Source organism: Microcella sp., from assembly GCF_025808395.1.
In the GTDB taxonomy this organism is placed as follows: Bacteria; Actinomycetota; Actinomycetes; order Actinomycetales; family Microbacteriaceae; genus Microcella.
This window is the reverse complement of sequence record NZ_CP075524.1, coordinates 753,678-768,283: the sequence shown is the minus strand read 5'-3', so window position 1 is coordinate 768,283 and position 14,606 is coordinate 753,678. Positions and strand designations below refer to the sequence as shown.

General features: G+C 67.3%; 14 protein-coding genes and 1 tRNA gene. 4 read left to right on the top strand and 11 right to left on the bottom strand.

Annotation, left to right across the window (positions count from 1 at the left end):
• Nucleotides 1–16: 16 nt before the first annotated feature.
• The 8 genes from KIT89_RS03735 to KIT89_RS03700 all read right to left on the bottom strand — a co-directional run bounded on the left by KIT89_RS03735 (nucleotide 17) and on the right by KIT89_RS03700 (nucleotide 8,216).
• Nucleotides 17–2,464, bottom strand: coding sequence for a DEAD/DEAH box helicase (locus tag KIT89_RS03735; RefSeq protein WP_297603231.1), 2,448 nt, complete (start codon nucleotides 2,462–2,464; stop codon nucleotides 17–19).
• Nucleotides 2,457–3,221, bottom strand: a complete 765-nt coding sequence (gene tatC, locus KIT89_RS03730; RefSeq protein WP_297603230.1) for a twin-arginine translocase subunit TatC — start codon at nucleotides 3,219–3,221, stop codon at nucleotides 2,457–2,459. The genes KIT89_RS03735 and tatC overlap by 8 nt, the downstream gene beginning before the upstream one ends.
• A 45-nt stretch (nucleotides 3,222–3,266) precedes the next feature.
• The gene (locus tag KIT89_RS03725) at nucleotides 3,267–3,491 is read right to left on the bottom strand and encodes a twin-arginine translocase TatA/TatE family subunit (RefSeq protein ID WP_297603229.1); all 225 of its coding nucleotides are present in this window, start codon (nucleotides 3,489–3,491) and stop codon (nucleotides 3,267–3,269) included.
• Nucleotides 3,492–3,580: 89 nt separating this feature from the next.
• On the bottom strand, nucleotides 3,581–4,558 hold the full coding sequence (locus KIT89_RS03720) for a YafY family protein (RefSeq protein ID WP_297603228.1): 978 nt from the start codon (nucleotides 4,556–4,558) through the stop codon (nucleotides 3,581–3,583).
• On the bottom strand, nucleotides 4,551–5,540 hold the full coding sequence (locus KIT89_RS03715) for a YafY family protein (RefSeq protein WP_297603227.1): 990 nt from the start codon (nucleotides 5,538–5,540) through the stop codon (nucleotides 4,551–4,553). The genes KIT89_RS03720 and KIT89_RS03715 overlap by 8 nt, the downstream gene beginning before the upstream one ends.
• An 8-nt stretch (nucleotides 5,541–5,548) precedes the next feature.
• Complete coding sequence (locus KIT89_RS03710; RefSeq protein ID WP_297603226.1) at nucleotides 5,549–6,541, bottom strand: FKBP-type peptidyl-prolyl cis-trans isomerase; 993 nt, start codon at nucleotides 6,539–6,541, stop codon at nucleotides 5,549–5,551.
• A gap of 5 nt (nucleotides 6,542–6,546) precedes the next feature.
• Complete coding sequence (locus tag KIT89_RS03705; protein WP_297603225.1) at nucleotides 6,547–7,533, bottom strand: tRNA (adenine-N1)-methyltransferase; 987 nt, start codon at nucleotides 7,531–7,533, stop codon at nucleotides 6,547–6,549.
• Entirely contained in the window at nucleotides 7,530–8,216 is a 687-nt protein-coding gene (locus KIT89_RS03700) for an HAD family phosphatase (RefSeq protein WP_297603224.1), read from the bottom strand. The genes KIT89_RS03705 and KIT89_RS03700 overlap by 4 nt, the downstream gene beginning before the upstream one ends.
• Before the next feature lie 81 nt (nucleotides 8,217–8,297).
• On the opposite strand from KIT89_RS03700, the gene KIT89_RS03695 reads away from it, so the two are divergent.
• A complete protein-coding gene (locus KIT89_RS03695) occupies nucleotides 8,298–9,218 on the top strand; it encodes a PAC2 family protein (RefSeq protein ID WP_297603223.1) in 921 nt (306 codons plus the stop codon).
• 386 nt (nucleotides 9,219–9,604) lie between these two features.
• Nucleotides 9,605–10,075 carry a hemerythrin domain-containing protein gene (locus tag KIT89_RS03690; protein ID WP_297603222.1) on the top strand — a complete coding sequence of 157 codons (471 nt, stop codon included), beginning with the start codon at nucleotides 9,605–9,607 and terminating at the stop codon, nucleotides 10,073–10,075.
• 3 nt (nucleotides 10,076–10,078) lie between these two features.
• Here the strand turns inward: KIT89_RS03690 and KIT89_RS03685 are convergent, their stop codons facing one another.
• Nucleotides 10,079–10,909 (bottom strand): undecaprenyl-diphosphate phosphatase, encoded by an 831-nt coding sequence (locus KIT89_RS03685; protein ID WP_297603221.1) that lies wholly within the window; start codon nucleotides 10,907–10,909, stop codon nucleotides 10,079–10,081.
• 17 nt (nucleotides 10,910–10,926) lie between these two features.
• Entirely contained in the window at nucleotides 10,927–12,261 is a 1,335-nt protein-coding gene (locus tag KIT89_RS03680) for a M20/M25/M40 family metallo-hydrolase (protein ID WP_297603219.1), read from the bottom strand.
• A gap of 114 nt (nucleotides 12,262–12,375) precedes the next feature.
• Between KIT89_RS03680 and KIT89_RS03675 the strand changes: the two genes are divergently transcribed.
• A tRNA-Leu gene (locus KIT89_RS03675) sits at nucleotides 12,376–12,459 on the top strand.
• Between the two features lie 116 nt (nucleotides 12,460–12,575).
• Complete coding sequence (locus KIT89_RS03670) at nucleotides 12,576–13,970, top strand: FAD-dependent oxidoreductase (RefSeq protein ID WP_297603218.1); 1,395 nt, start codon at nucleotides 12,576–12,578, stop codon at nucleotides 13,968–13,970.
• Here KIT89_RS03670 and KIT89_RS03665 read toward each other — a convergent pair.
• Nucleotides 13,921–14,604, bottom strand: a complete 684-nt coding sequence (locus KIT89_RS03665) for a Pr6Pr family membrane protein (RefSeq protein ID WP_297603217.1) — start codon at nucleotides 14,602–14,604, stop codon at nucleotides 13,921–13,923. The two genes, KIT89_RS03670 and KIT89_RS03665, sit on opposite strands and share 50 nt — an antisense overlap.
• Nucleotides 14,605–14,606 lie beyond the last annotated feature (2 nt).

Here is a 14,606-nt window from a genome sequence, read left to right as displayed (position 1 = left end):
CGTCAGAGGGCTGCCGTCACGACACCGAACTGTAGGCAACGATGCCGCGCCTGATCGCCTCAAGCGCCGCCCGTGCGGTGCGCCCCACGTGCCCGTCGGCGACGAGCGACACCTGATCGAGCAGATCGATCGTCTGCTTCGTCCAGCGCACGAAGTCGCCTGCCGCGAGGTCGGCGTCGCGCAGCACGGCGTCGAGCGAGCCGCCCGCGGCCCAACGGTGCATCGGCAGGGCAAGCGTTGTGGCGAGCGGCTCGGTGCCCGGCAGTCGGTGCTCGCGCTCGAGATCGTCGAGTCTCGCCCACAGTTCTTGCGTGCGCTCGAGGGCGGGGCGAAAGGCGCCCCGCGGCAACGCGAACTCAGGAGCCTGACCATCGTCACGTCGCGCTTCGAATACGATCGCGCTCGCCATCGCGGCGAGCGACGGCACGTCAAGATCTTTCCACAGGCCACGGCGCAGACTCTCGGCGACCAGCAAGTCTCGCTCACCGTAGATGCGCCTCAGCGATCTGCCGTGCACGGTGAGCCCGAGCTGCGCGCGTTCGTCGGCCTGCGACACATCGACACGCAAATAGTCGAGCTCGGTCAGAATCTCGGTGATGCGGTCAAACACGGCGGCCACTGCCCCCGTGCGGCCCGAGATCTGCCGACTCACCTTGTCGGTCTCTTTCTTCAGCCGCCACCAACGCTCGGCCCACCGCGCGTGGGCCTCGCGGTCAGAGCAGCCGTGGCAGGGGTGCTTGCGCAGGTTCACTCGCACCGATTCAATCTGCTTCTGTCTGCGCACCCGGTCTGTCTTCTGCCCCGGTTCTCCGACGCGCTTGCTGCCACGTTCGAGATCACTGAGTTGTCGCCGCAGTGCCGAATACTGCTCGAAGTCGCCGAGGTGGCAGGTCATCGAGCGCGCGTAGCCCTCCAGCGCCTCGTGGTTCTTGCGCACCGTGCGGGCGAGGTCGACGACGGCGCGGTCTGCCTGAAACTGCGCGAAACTCGACTCGAGAATTTCGCGCGTGCGATCACGCCCGAACTGCTCGATGAGGTTGACCGCCATGTTGTAGGTCGGTCGAAAACTCGAATTGAGCGGGTAGGTGCGCCGCGAGGCCAGCGACGCCACCGCTTGCGGGTCGAGCCCGGGGGCCCACTGGATGACCGCGTGACCCTCGGTGTCGATGCCTCGGCGCCCCGCGCGCCCCGTCAGCTGGGTGTACTCCCCCGGTGTGATCGGCACTCGAGCCTCGCCGTTGAACTTCTCGAGCTTTTCGAGCACGACGGTGCGCGCCGGCATGTTGATGCCGAGGGCGAGCGTCTCAGTGGCGAAGACCACGCGCAACAGCTTCTTCTGAAAAAGCTCTTCGACGACTTCTTTGAAGGCGGGCAGCAACCCGGCGTGGTGTGCGGCGACGCCGCGTTGCAGACCGTCGAGCCATTCCCAGTAGCCGAGCACGGCCAGATCGTCATCACGCAGGGTTCTGCATCGTTCTTCGACGATCATGCGAATCTCGTCGCGCTCAGCGGCGTCGGTAAGCCGCAAACCCGAGCGCACCAGTTGGCGCACTGCCGCATCGCACCCTGCTCGGCTGAAGATGAAGAAGATCGCGGGCAGCAGGTTGCGTGCACCCAGCAGGCCGACGATCTCGGCGCGGTCGGCCCGGCCCTCACCGGCCGGCCGTTTCTCCCACCGGCGCGGATGATGCTGACGCCCCTTGTGCGGCACGTGCCCACCCGCTCGCGCGAGCTGCATCAGCTCGGGGTTGACCCGGTTCGTCGCCGCCTTGCCCGACGAGTCGAACAAGTCGACCAGTTTCGACCGCACCAACACGTGCTGATCGAGCGGCACCGGTCGGGTCTCGCTCACGATGACATCGGTGTCACCTCGAACGGCCTGCAGCCAATCACCGAACTCTTCGGCGTTCGACACCGTCGCGCTCAGCGAGATCATGCGCACATGCTGCGGAAGGTGAATGATCACTTCTTCCCACACCGCTCCACGAAAGCGATCGGCCAGATAGTGCACTTCGTCCATCACCACGTACGAAAGGTCTGCCAGCAGATCAGAGTCGGCGTAGAGCATGTTGCGCAGCACTTCGGTGGTCATCACCACGATGCGCGCGCGGGCGTTGACGTTGGTGTCACCCGTCAGTAGCCCGACCTCGCTGGCGCCGTACTGCGCGACCAGCTCGGTGTACTTCTGGTTGCTGAGCGCCTTCATCGGTGCCGTGTAGAAGATCTTGGCCGTCGGCTCAAACATGGCCAGAAAGACGGCGAACTCGGCGACGATCGTCTTGCCGGCACCGGTCGGCGCGGCGACGAGCACACTGCGCCCGTGCTCTAGTGCTGCGCAGGCGGCGTGCTGAAACGGGTCGAGCTCGATCGTGAGCCCGTCGCGGAACGCGCGCAACCGCGGCAGCGATCGCAATTCGCGCTGGGCTGCGTAGCGCTCGGCGGGGCTGGGCGCGGGGTCAGTCATCGACCGGGATGCCGTACTCAGCGTTGAGCGCCGCCTCGCGCTTGGCAACCCGTTTGTCGTTGAGCTTCGCGATCGCCGCTGCCAAGAAGTAGAGCCCCACCATGGGTATCGCCAGCAGAATCATCGAGTAGACGTCGGCAGCGGGCGTGGCGATGGCCGTGAAGGTGGCGATCGCGAGAATCGCCCAGCGCCAGCCCTTCAGAATCGCCGTGCCCGTGAGCACTCGCGCAAAGTTCAGCATCACGAGCACGACCGGAAGCACGAAGCCGATGCCGATCGCCAGCACGAGCTTCACCGCGAAGTCGAGATAGAACCGTGCCGTCAGCAATGTGGCGGTGTCATCGGCGGCGAAGTTGGTGAGCAGCCGAACGATGTTGGGTAGCACGAGCCAACCCGCAAGACACCCAGTGAGAAAGAGCGGGATCGACGCCGAGAGAAAGCCAATCGCGTAGCGCTTCTCCTTCTTGTGCAGCGCGGGAACGATGAAGGCCCAGAGCTGATACAGCCAGAAGGGCGACGCGATCACGATGCCCAGAGTGATCGCGATGATCAACTGGGTGTCGAATGCTTCAGAGACCGTCGTGTAGCTGATGGTGGCGTCACGGCCGCGCTGCTCGGCGGCTTCGCGCACAGGAGCACTGAGAGCGGCCCAGACCGGGGCGGCGAGAAACCAACCACCGACGGCGGCAACCAGAATGGCGACCCCCGACCACGTCAGCCGCTTGCGCAACTCGACGAGATGCTGGCCGAGGCTCATGCGGCCCTCGGTGTTACGGGGCCGCGGTTCGCGACCCGCCACGAGCTACTTCGAGGCGGACGAGTCGGTGCCCTCGGCAGGCGACGCCGGTGCCTGCTCGGCCGTCGATTCGGCGGCGGGGTCGCCGTCTTTGTTCTTGATCTCTTTCTTGAAGATCGTCATCGACTGACCAAGGCTGCGCGCGAGCTGCGGAAGCTTCGGCGCGGCGAACAGCAAGATCACCACGAGCAGCAGGATGAGGCCGGTCCAGCCTCCGAGATTTGCCGGCATTGTCGCTACGTCCTTACGGTCATGGGTGCAGTGTGGGCAAGTGTATCGCGCGCGGGTCTCGGCACCCTGCGTGAACATGAGGGTGACAGTCACGCCTCGCGTTCGTCATCGGCGGCGAGGGCGGCGCGCGCCCACTCGGCGACGGCCGCCCGAGCATCAGGAGGGTCAAGAACCTCGACGCTCCCGGCGAGGCGGGCGGCGATGCGCCCGAGAATGCCCCAGTGCGAGATCGCGAGAGTGAGCACGGCGCGGTCGCCGTCGACGTGCGCAGCGTCGTCGGGGCTGCGATAGTCGGCGATCAGCGGAAGCCCAGCGACCGGCAGCGCGATCGTCACTCGCAGGTCATCAGCGCTACTGCGAAAGAGCTCACGACGATCGGCCGATGACTCGTGTCGATCGGCGTCGCCGAGCAGTTCGACACTCGCCATGCGGTCGAGCAAGAAGGTGCGCTCGGCGTCGCGGGTCAGGCACCAGCCGTGCAGGTACCACGCCTCGTCGACACCGTCGAGTCGCAGCGGATCAACCTCACGAAGTTCGCGATCACCGCGTGTGGTGACGTAGTCGATACGAACGCGACGCTGCTCTGCGATCGCCGTGCCGAGCAGTACGTGCACCTCGTCATCGGCGCCCGCCCGCACCGCGAGCGGGGCAGGCGTCGAGGACGCCCCCCGAGCAAGTTTTGCCATGAGGCCGGCGACATCGACGCTGCCCGAGAACTCAGTGAGCGATGCGACCCTCTGTAATCCCGCCAGTAGCGCCGCAGCCTCGCGCGCCGAGAATCGCGGCTTGTCGTCCATGGGGGCGCGTCGAAACCTGATGATGTCGCGCTGCTCGAACTCGTCCCAGTCAATGTCGAACAAGGTCTCGTGCGTGTAGGTACCGACAGCACCGGGCGTGCCGCTCATCGCGATGAGCGTCACCGACTTGCGCATCTCGTCAGTGCTGATGCCGAAGTGCTCGGCAGCCTCGTCAACGGTGACGCGCACCTGGTCGATGAGGTAGGGCACGAGCGCCAGCAAGAACGCCAGCTTGTCGGTGGCCCGCGGCGCGGGCGATCGTTCAGCCATGAGCCTCGACCACCCTCTGCCACCGCGCGCGCACCGCGTCGCGCAGGTTCGGCGGTGAGATCACGCTGATGTCTGCCCCGAACGCGGCGAGCTCGTCAGCCAAGATGTCGAGGTCGGTCGTGTGAATGATGAGCGCACCGTCAGTCTCGGTCGTGCCCGGTCGATTGCGCATCACGACATCAGCTTCGCTGCCCGGTCGCGCCGATACCGTCGCCACCGTCGATCGCCAGAGCTCATCGAGCTCGCTCAGCACCTGTGCGGGCTCGTCGAGGGCAGGCCGTTGCGTCGCAGGAGCACCCGTCGGCTCGATGCCGCTCACGATGCGACGCAGCAGAAAGGTGCGTGCAGCATCCGCCCGATCGTCGTGCGCGTGAAGATGCCAGCGACCCTCGTGGTAGACGAGAGCGAGCGGCGACACCACCCGACGATCTGCCGCGGGCTGGCCCGGCTTGAGGTAGTCGAACGACACCTGCTGGCCTCGGTCAATCGCGGCGCTCAGCGGTTCGTGCGCAGGGTCGCGAGTGCGGATGGTCGGGGCGAAGCCGATGACGGCCTCATCGATGCGCAGCCCGAGCGACTGCAGCTTCGTCAGGGCTCGCCGAGAGTCGGTCGACAGCGAGCCTTCGCGCCACACCTGCGCGGCAAGAGTAAGCAGCGCATACTCTGCGGCCGAGAATTCGATGTCGTCGGGCAGTTGATAGCGCGCGGGAGGAATGCGATAGCGCTGCAGCTTGGTATCGCCTTCGGCTCCGCGCTCGTCGACGGTCTCGAGCGGAACCCCGAGGTCGCGAAGATCTTCTTTGTCGCGTTCGAACTGCCGCTCAAGATTGGCGCGATCGCTCGCCCGCTCGAACCGAGCGGCGTACCCCGTCACGGTCGACAGAATCTCGGCCTTCGTCAGACCTTGCTCGGTGGCGAGTAGCGCGAGCACGAGACTGAAGAGGCGCTCTTCGACGGGAACGCGGCGCGGCGAGCCGGCCATCAGACGCCCTAGCCCTCCACCCCGAGCACGTCGACGACGAAGATCATCGTCGCACCCGCAGGAATCGACGCGGGCGACTGCCCCTCGGGGTAGCCGAGCTCTGGCGGAATGACCACGATCACCTGCGAGCCGATCGTCGCGCCGATCAGGCCTTGCGCGAGCCCTGGCACAACGCCGTTCGGATCATCGAGAAAACTCGCCATCGTGAACGTGGCGGGCGCGCCGCGATCCCAACTCGAGTCGAAGATGGTGGCGGTGCTCCACAGCAGGCCCGTGTAGTGCAGCACAGCCCGGTCGCCTTCGGCCAGCGGTGCGCCTGAACCAAGCACGAGGGTGTGCGACCGCAGCTCTGCCGGGGGCTCTTCTTTCGGCACCGTGATGCCGGGGCGCCCATCGGGTGCCGACACGACAGCGGGAATGCCCGCCGCACCCAGCTGCGGGGTGCCGTTCGCGCGCCCCAGGTAGGCGGCCTGCACGTCGAAAACGAGCACGATCGGGTCGGCATCGTCGATGCCGAGCTCTGCAGGCAGGTTGCCGGCGCCGAAGACGTCTTCGATCGTGCCGGTCACGGCGAGTCGAGAGCCCACCGTTGCGCACTGCAGCGACTCTGCGAGCAGGTCGACATCGGCACCGGCGGCCCGTCGCAGCGGTGCCTGCGCAGGGTCGTACGCGCTCTTGGTGATCAGCTCGCCATCGAGGGCATTGAACACGCTGACCTGAAAGTCGACGAACTGGCCAGCCGCGATCTGCTCGCCGTCACCTGCGTCGATGACGGCGCTCTGCGTCGCCGTCGTGCGCAGGGGGGTCGGAAAATCGACGCTCGGCGCCGAGCCGAAGCTGCCGGTCGCCGACACGAGAGCAGCCGAGGGGCCGCGCTCGACGACGGGAACGCACTCGGCAGAGTCGAACGGGCCGGTGCAGGCCGCGAGCGAGCCGATGAGGGCGAACGTCGCCACGAGCGCTGAAGCGGTGCGCACAAGGCGCCGGGGGGTCGCAGTCACGACCCTCACTCTATCGGGCGGCGCGACGACTTCGCGGCGAGCGACTGGGCCTCGCGAGCCGCCTTGCGCAAGCGCTTGTCGCTCGCCTGTCGGTCGCCCACCGCCCCAGGCGTCCACAACTCGACATCGTCATCGCCGTGCTCGGTCTTCGACCCGCGCTTCGCCTTCACGAACCGGCCGGCTCCGTCGGCCAGACGCCTCGCCGTCAGCAAGAACCCGGTGTGCGCCACCATGCGGTGGTCGGGGCGCACCGACAATCCGTCGACGTTCCAGCCGCGCACCATCGTCTCGGTAGAGACCGGCTCAGTGAACGTCTCGGTGTGACGAATGGCCTCCGCCACGCGCGACAACTGCGTCGCCGTGGCAACGTAGACGAGCAGCACTCCCCCGGGCGTGAGCGCCTCGGCGACGGCGTCGAGGCACTCCCAGGGAGCGAGCATGTCGAGCACGGCGCGATCGGCGGTGCCCGCGGGCACGGCCAGCGGCAGGGCATCCTGCAGATCACCGAGCGTGATCGTCCAATTTTCGGGCCGAGTGCCGACGTAGGCACTGACGTTTCCTTCGGCGATCTGCGCGAACTCTTCGCGGCGCTCGAACGAGAACAAGTGGCCGTGCTCGCCGATGGCGCGCAGCAACCACATGCTCAGAGCACCCGAGCCGACACCGGCCTCGACGATGCGGGCACCCGGAAAGATGTCGGCCTGCGCCAGAATCTGCGCGGCGTCTTTCGGGTAGATGATGGCAGCGCCACGCGGCATCGACATGACGAAATCGGTGAGCAGCGGGCGCAGCGCGAGGTATGAGACGCCCTGTGAATTCTCGACCACGCTGCCGTCGGGCAGGCCGATGAGCACGTCGTGGTCGAGCACGCCGCGGTGGCTGTGAAAAGCTTTGCCCGGTTCGAGGGTCACCGTATTCAGGCGACCCTTCGGGTCGGTGAGCTGCACTTGATCGCCCACGACGAACGGCCCGCTCTGTCGTCTGACGCTCATGCGTCGGCCCCGGTGGCTCGGTGGTGGTGCCGCTCGAGGGCGGCAGTGAGGTCGGCGAGAGTGGTGCCCTCGAGCGTCGGCCAGAGCTCGTGCGTCGGCGCCTCGTGCAGGGTGAGGTGCAGCGGCACTCCGATCGTGGCGGCCCCCGATGAGACGGCAGAGACGAGCCCGAACTCACTGTCTTCGATCGCCACGCAGTCGCCGATGGCGACTCCCAGGCGCTCAGCGGCGAGAAGGTAGGGCTGAGGGTGGGGTTTGGCGTGCTCGACATCATCGCCCGCGATCACCACATCGAACACGCCGTCGCCGATCGCCGACGCCACCTTGAGTGCCATGCGCCTGATCGACATCGTGACAAGGGCGATCGGAACACCTGCTTCGCGCAGCTCGGCAATGAGTTCGCGAGCGCCCGGCCGCCACGGAAGCCCCGAGTCGATCTGCACCATGACCCGGTCGGTGAGCGTGTCGATGATCTCGTCGACCTCGAGTGCGACCCCCGCCTGCTGCAGAATGCGGGCCGACTGCACGAGGCCAGAGCCGACGAGCTGCATGCCCTGCTCGGGGCTCCACGAGCCGCCATGCTCGGTCACCAGGTCAGTTTCGGCGCGCATCCAGTACGGCTCGGTGTCGACGATGGTGCCATCCATATCCCACAGAACGGCGGCAGGTCTCGGAGGGCTCACGACGCACGAGTCTAGTTGCGTTCTATCCTGGGGAGTCCCCTCCGATCGGTGGGGCAACCGTCGCAGCAGTGAGGTGTATTCGTGACGTCGAGTGATCTGTTCCGCGGCGGGCGACTCTTGGTCGTCGCCTTCGAGGGCTGGAACGACGCCGGTGAAGCGGCGAGCGGTGCGGTGCGCGCGCTCAAGAACGTGCTCGACGTGGTGCCGATCGCCGACATCGACCCCGAAGACTATTACGACTTTCAGCTCAACCGACCGCACATCGAGCTCGACGACGACGGCCAGCGACGATTGCGCTGGCCCGGCGTGACGCTCTACGGCCCCGCGGGTGACGACGGGCTGCCGCGCGAGCGGGCCGTGGCCGATGACCCGATCGGGGTCAGCGGCACCAATCACGAGAACATCTATCTGCTGCTCGGCACCGAGCCCTCGCGGGGCTGGAAGACCTTCGCGACCGAGACGATCGACCAGGCGCTCACGGCCGACATCACGGGCGTCATCCTGCTCGGAGCCCTGCTCGCAGATGTGCCGCACACGCGCGCGATCGCCATCCACACCTCGAGCGAGAACCCCGAGGTGCGCGACGAGCTCGGCGTCGAGCGCAGCAGCTACGAGGGGCCAGTCGGCATTCTCAGTGTCATCGCGGCGATGGCCGAAGAGGCAGGCATTCCGACGGTCGCGCTGTGGGCATCCGTGCCTCACTATGTGCACAACGCCCCCTCGCCCAAGGCGACCCTCGCCCTGCTCGACAAGCTCGAAGAGCTCGTCGATGTCGTCATCCCTCGTGGCGACCTGCTCGACGAGGCTCGCGAGTGGGAGGAAGGCATCGACGCGCTCGCCAACGACGACGACGAGATGCGGTCGTACATCGACCAGCTCGAGCGGGCGCGCGACGCCGTCGAGGCGCCCGAGGCGAGCGGCGAGGCGATCGCGCAAGAGTTCGAGCGCTACCTGCGCAAGCGCGACGACGAACCGCCGACCGACGGCCCGCGCGCCAGCTGAACCGCTGCCGCGCAGCCTCCGCTGCCCTCAGACACCGCCGCCCGCAGTCTTCGGCGCGCCCTACCCCGCCGTCCCTCGGGCCTACGCCCTCCCCCGCCGTCCCTCGGGCCTACGCCCTCTCCTCCTGCCCCTCACGCGAACGTGTCCGCTCGCCCCGGAATCTGCCCACGACGCACGGCGTGTCGGCGCGAGCGCACGGCGTGTCGCCAGTTCTTCCGGGGTGAAGCGACAGCGTCGATGCGGGATGCTCGCACCGCGGCCTCGAAAAGCTCGCGCGTCTTCGCTAGGGTCGAAGCAGCGTCGCGTGCCGGTGGCAGACCGTGTCAGGCATGGAGGCGCCGAACCGAAGGAGTCGACGATGCACTCGTCACCCCTTTCGTTCTCGCGTGACTGAGCGCGAGACGACCAGGCTCATCGCCTGGAGCACCGAGTTGCGCCGCGTGCACGCGCGGCTGCGAGACGCGCTCGAGCTCACGCGCGAGGCCGTGAGCGCCGGGCACTCGACCGAGCATGCAGCGCGCGACCTGCTGGTCTACTGCCACGGGTTCTGCGCGGCACTCGACGGCCATCATCAGGGCGAAGACCGCGTGCTCTTTCCGGCGATCGAGCAGGCTCATCCGCACCTGACCGACGTGCTGCGATCGCTCGCGCGCGATCACTCGATGATCAGACACCTGGTGCTGGGACTGCGCGCGGCCGTCGAACGTGCGGCATCGACCGCTGAGCTCGAGCGGCACCTCGACGGCATAGCTGCCATCATGGAGAGCCACTTCCGCTATGAAGAGAAGGCGCTGCTCGAGGTGCTGGCCTCACTCGAACTCACCGCAGACCCGGCTGCGACCTTGGGGCCGCTGTGACCGCTAGAGCGGCTCGATGACACCCATCGACAGCAGCACCAGCAGCGTCGAGCCGAGCAGCACGCGATAGATCACGAACGGCAGAAACGAGCGCTTCGAGATGTATGCCATGAGCCCGGCGATGACAGCGAGCCCGACGAAGAAGGCGACGAGCGTGGCGATCGCGGTCTCGAGCCCTGTGAAGGGGCTCGAACCGGGGTCGCGAATGGCGGTCAGCAGTTCGTAGAACCCGCTGCCGAATACGGCGGGCACGGCCAGCAGAAACGCGTATCGAGCCGCAGCCGGCCGGGTGTAGCCGAGCGCGAGCCCCATGCTCGTCGTGGCCCCCGACCGCGAGACGCCGGGAACCAGTGCCAGCGTCTGCGCAAGGCCGTAGGCGAAGCCGTGCGGGTAGGTGAGGTCGGTGAGCTCTCGAGTGCGGCGGCCGAGCCAGTCGGCGAGTCCGAGCAGTAGCCCGAACACGATGAGCACGATGGCGACGAGCCAGAGCGAGCGGAAGGTCGACCGAATGTACTCTTGGGCGAAGTAGCCGACGAGCACGATCGGCACTGAACCGATGATGATGAGCCACCCCATGCGCACGTCGGGGTCGTTCGCCGCAACGCCCCGGCGGGTGACGTGCGCGAACCAGCGACTGATGATGCGGGTGATGTCGCGCCAGAAGTAGACGAGCACGGCGACCTCTGTGCCGATCTGGGTGATCGCGGTGAAGGTCGCACCCGGATCGGTCGCGCTCGGCAGCACGAGTGCGGCGATGCGCAAGTGCGCGCTCGACGAGACGGGCAGAAACTCGGTGAGCCCTTGAATGATTCCGAGGATGATCGCCTCGAGCATGGTCGTCTGGCAGCCCTTCAGTAAGAACGAAGCAGGTCGGTGAGCGCGCGGTGCCCAAAGGCGAGCGCGTCGAGCGGCACACGCTCGTCGACTCCGTGGAACATCGCAGGAAAGTCGAGGTCGGGCGTGAGCTTGAGCGGAGCGAAACCGTAGCCGACGATGCCGAGTTCAGAGAGGGCCTTGTTGTCGGTGCCTCCGCTCAAGAGGTAGGGCAGCACTTCGGCACCGGGGTCGTGGCGCTGCAGAGTGCCGACCATGGCGTCGACGAGTGCGCCCGAGAACGGGTTCTCGAGTCCGATATCGCGCACGACGATCTCGATCTCGATGTCATCGCCGACGATGCGCCGCACTTCTTCAAGCACGGCGTCTTCCTCCCCCGGCAGAGTGCGGATGTCGATGAGCGCCTCGGCTGTGTCAGGAATCACGTTGTGCTTGTAGCCGCCCGTCAGCAGTGTCGGGTTGCTCGTGGTGCGGATGGTAGCTGTCAAGAACCCTGCGGCCGAACCGGTGCGTTCGAGCAGCTCGTCGGCACTCAGGCTGCCCGGGTCGACGCCGAGCACTCGCGCGAGCTCGCCGAGCAGCAACTCTGTCGTCGACGTCAGCTGCATCGGCCACTCAGCCTGCCCGAGGGCGGCGACCGCGATGGCGAGCTTCGTCACGGCATTGTCGCGAATGACGCGCGAACCGTGCGCCGCTGTGCCGCGAGCTCGCAGGCGAATCCAGACGAGCGCCTTCTCGCCCGTCTGCAAGAGGTAGGCGCGCCGACCGGCGAGCTCGACCGAGTAGCCGCCCACTTCGCTGATGGCTTCGGTGGCTCCGGCGAACAGCTCTGCGCGGGTCTTCACGAGGTGGTGCGAGCCGTATTCGCCGCCGTTCTCCTCATCGGCGAAGAAGGCGATCACGAGGTCGCGGTTCGGGCCTCCGCTCGCGATCACCTCGCGCAGCGCGGTGAGCATCATCGCGTCCATGTTCTTCATGTCGACCGCCCCGCGCCCCCACAAGAGCCCGTCGCGCACTTCTCCGGCGAAGGGGTCGACGCTCCAGTTCGCCGGGTCGGCGGGCACGACGTCGAGGTGTCCGTGCACCACGAGAGCGGGCCGGTCACCGCGCGATCGATCGATCGGATGCTCGTACCGACCCTTCACGTGAGCCACCACGCTCGTGCGCCCCGGTGCCGAGTCAATCAACTCGGGGGCGAGCCCGAGATCGCGCAAGATCGCCTCGACGTACTCGGCAGCTTCGGTCTCACCGTTGCTGCGGCCTTCGCCGTAGTTGGTGGTGTCGAAACGGATGAGGTCGCGGGCGATGCGTGCGGTGTCGTCGAGCGAGTCGAGTGCAGCATCTGAAGCCATGCCTCAACGCTATCGGGCGTATCGCGCCAGTGTTGCGGTGCGCGGAAGGGCAGGCGGCATTCGTGCTAATGTCGTCTCCGTTCGCGCCGCATTCGAGTGGCGCCGGAACGACCAGCGCGGGTGGCGGAAATGGCAGACGCGCTAGCTTGAGGTGCTAGTGCCCGAAAGGGCGTGGGGGTTCAAGTCCCCCCTCGCGCACACTGGTTGAGACAGTACGCAGGAGGCCCCGCAGACAGTACGTCTGCGGGGCCTACTGCTGTGAACCATCGAGCACTCCCGAAACCTGAGGCTCGCGACGCTACAGTGACCCTGTCATGAGCATTTCGCGCCGTACCGTCATCGCCGGAGCAACCGGTGCGACCGTGCTGACGATCGCGGCCTGCACGTCGACGCCCTCCCCCGCGCCCACTGCGACGGTGAGCCCGACACCGTCGCGCGCACGCCCCACGGCCATCGCACGCTCTCACTGGTCGCGCGAACCGTTCTCGCAGGGCTCGACCAGCTACCTGCCCGTCGGGGGCACTGCTGCGCACAGAGCCCGGCTCGCCCACCCCATTGCAGAGCGGCTGTTCTTCGCGGGCGAGGCCACCTCGGTCGAGGCGCCGAACCAGCTCGAGGGTGCGCGCGACACGGGAGTGCGCGCCGCGGAGCAGATTGTGCGCGCGGCGAGCGCTGGTGAGCGCATCGCCGTGATCGGCGCCGGCATGGCGGGCGCCGCGTGCGCTCGAGCGCTCAGCGCCGCAGATCTGGACGTCATCGTGATCGAAGCCCGCGATCGGGTCGGCGGTCGGGTGCTGTCACTCGACGCGGCAGAGTGGGGCCTCGCGGTCGAGCTGGGCGGCATGCGTGCAGCCGCCGAGGGCTCGAGTTCGCTGCGTGACGACCTCGCCGAGGCGGGAGTGCCCGTGCGCGCACTCGACTCGACGGCCAGACGAGCGGCAGATGGCGCACAGATACAGCACGACGGCGCGCGCGAACGGGTGCTCGACCGCGCGAGAGCGGCGGCCGAGAACTTCGGCTACGACGTGCCGCTGTCGACCGCTCTCACGGCTCTCGCGCCGCTCGGCGACGACTCGGAGGCAGGGGCGCTCAGCGAAGAAGAGGCGGCAGCGGCCGCGGTCGCCGAGATCGTCGGCGGCCGTGCTGGTGCGCTCGCACGTCAACTGTCTGCCGCGAACGGCATCGATGAGCTCGCACCCCGCTGGGATGCAGCGGTCGGCGGCAGCCTGCAGCAGTACGTCGCCGACCTGATCGACGGCATCGACGTGCTGCGGTCGAGCGCCGTGACGGCCCTCATCTACGACGACGAGGGTGTGGCTATCCGGTTGGGAACGGGAGAATCGATCTCGGTCGATCGCGTCGTCATCACGATTCCCCTCGGGGTGCTGAAAGACGGCGGGGTGGCGTTCGATCCGCCCCTGCCTGCAGCCCACCGCGAGGCGATCGCCTCACTCGGAGTGGGCGAGCTCGAGACGGTTGCCCTGCGATTCGAGGCGGCGACGTGGAGTGAGACTGCTGCCATCTGGCACGGTGATCCCACTGCAGAGGCGATCGTGAGCGAGTGGATCAACCTGCAGTCGGTCGCCGGAGCGCCCGTGCTGGTGGGGCTCATCGGCCCGCAGCGGGTCGCCATTCTCGAGCAGCTCACCGACGACGAGCTCATCGATCAGGTGATGGACGAGCTCGCGCCCTTCTTCCGATCAGCGTGACCAGGCTGTCGAGGCGCGCGATGAGCAGCGGCGCCACCATGAGCAGCGACGCGACGGCCGCGAAGAGCGTCAGCGCTCCGACGGCATAGGCAAGAAACTCGCCCCAGCCCGACACCTGACCAGGATCCATGAAGAAGTAGGGGTACCAGCCGACCACGGCTCCACGCACGAGCGTGGCGAGCCCCCACACGAGCGGATACCCGATGACGTACACGAGCGTGCGCCACGGCGTGCGCTGGCTCCCGGGGCCCACGAGCCAGTCGACGAGCAGGATCACGGGCAGCCAGTAGTGCAGAATCTGGTCGCTCCACGGCACTTCGAGGTAGTACCCGCGCTCGGCCGACTGCGTGACCAGCAGCGTGAACACGATGCCAGCGACCACGAGAAACGTGGTGATCGAGACTCGCAGGCCGGGCATCCACACCGGTTCTGGTCGCGATCGCAGGGCGACCACTCCGCTCATGACGCACACGACGACCGCGAGCATGTTGCTCTGCACCGTCAGATAGCCGAAGAAGTTCTGCGAGGCGAAGCTGCTGAACCCCAGGCCGTAGACGAAACGGCTGGTGAGGGCGACGACACCGAGCACGGCGGTGGCGAGCCGAAGCACGCCGAAGAAGCGCGACCGTGTCACCC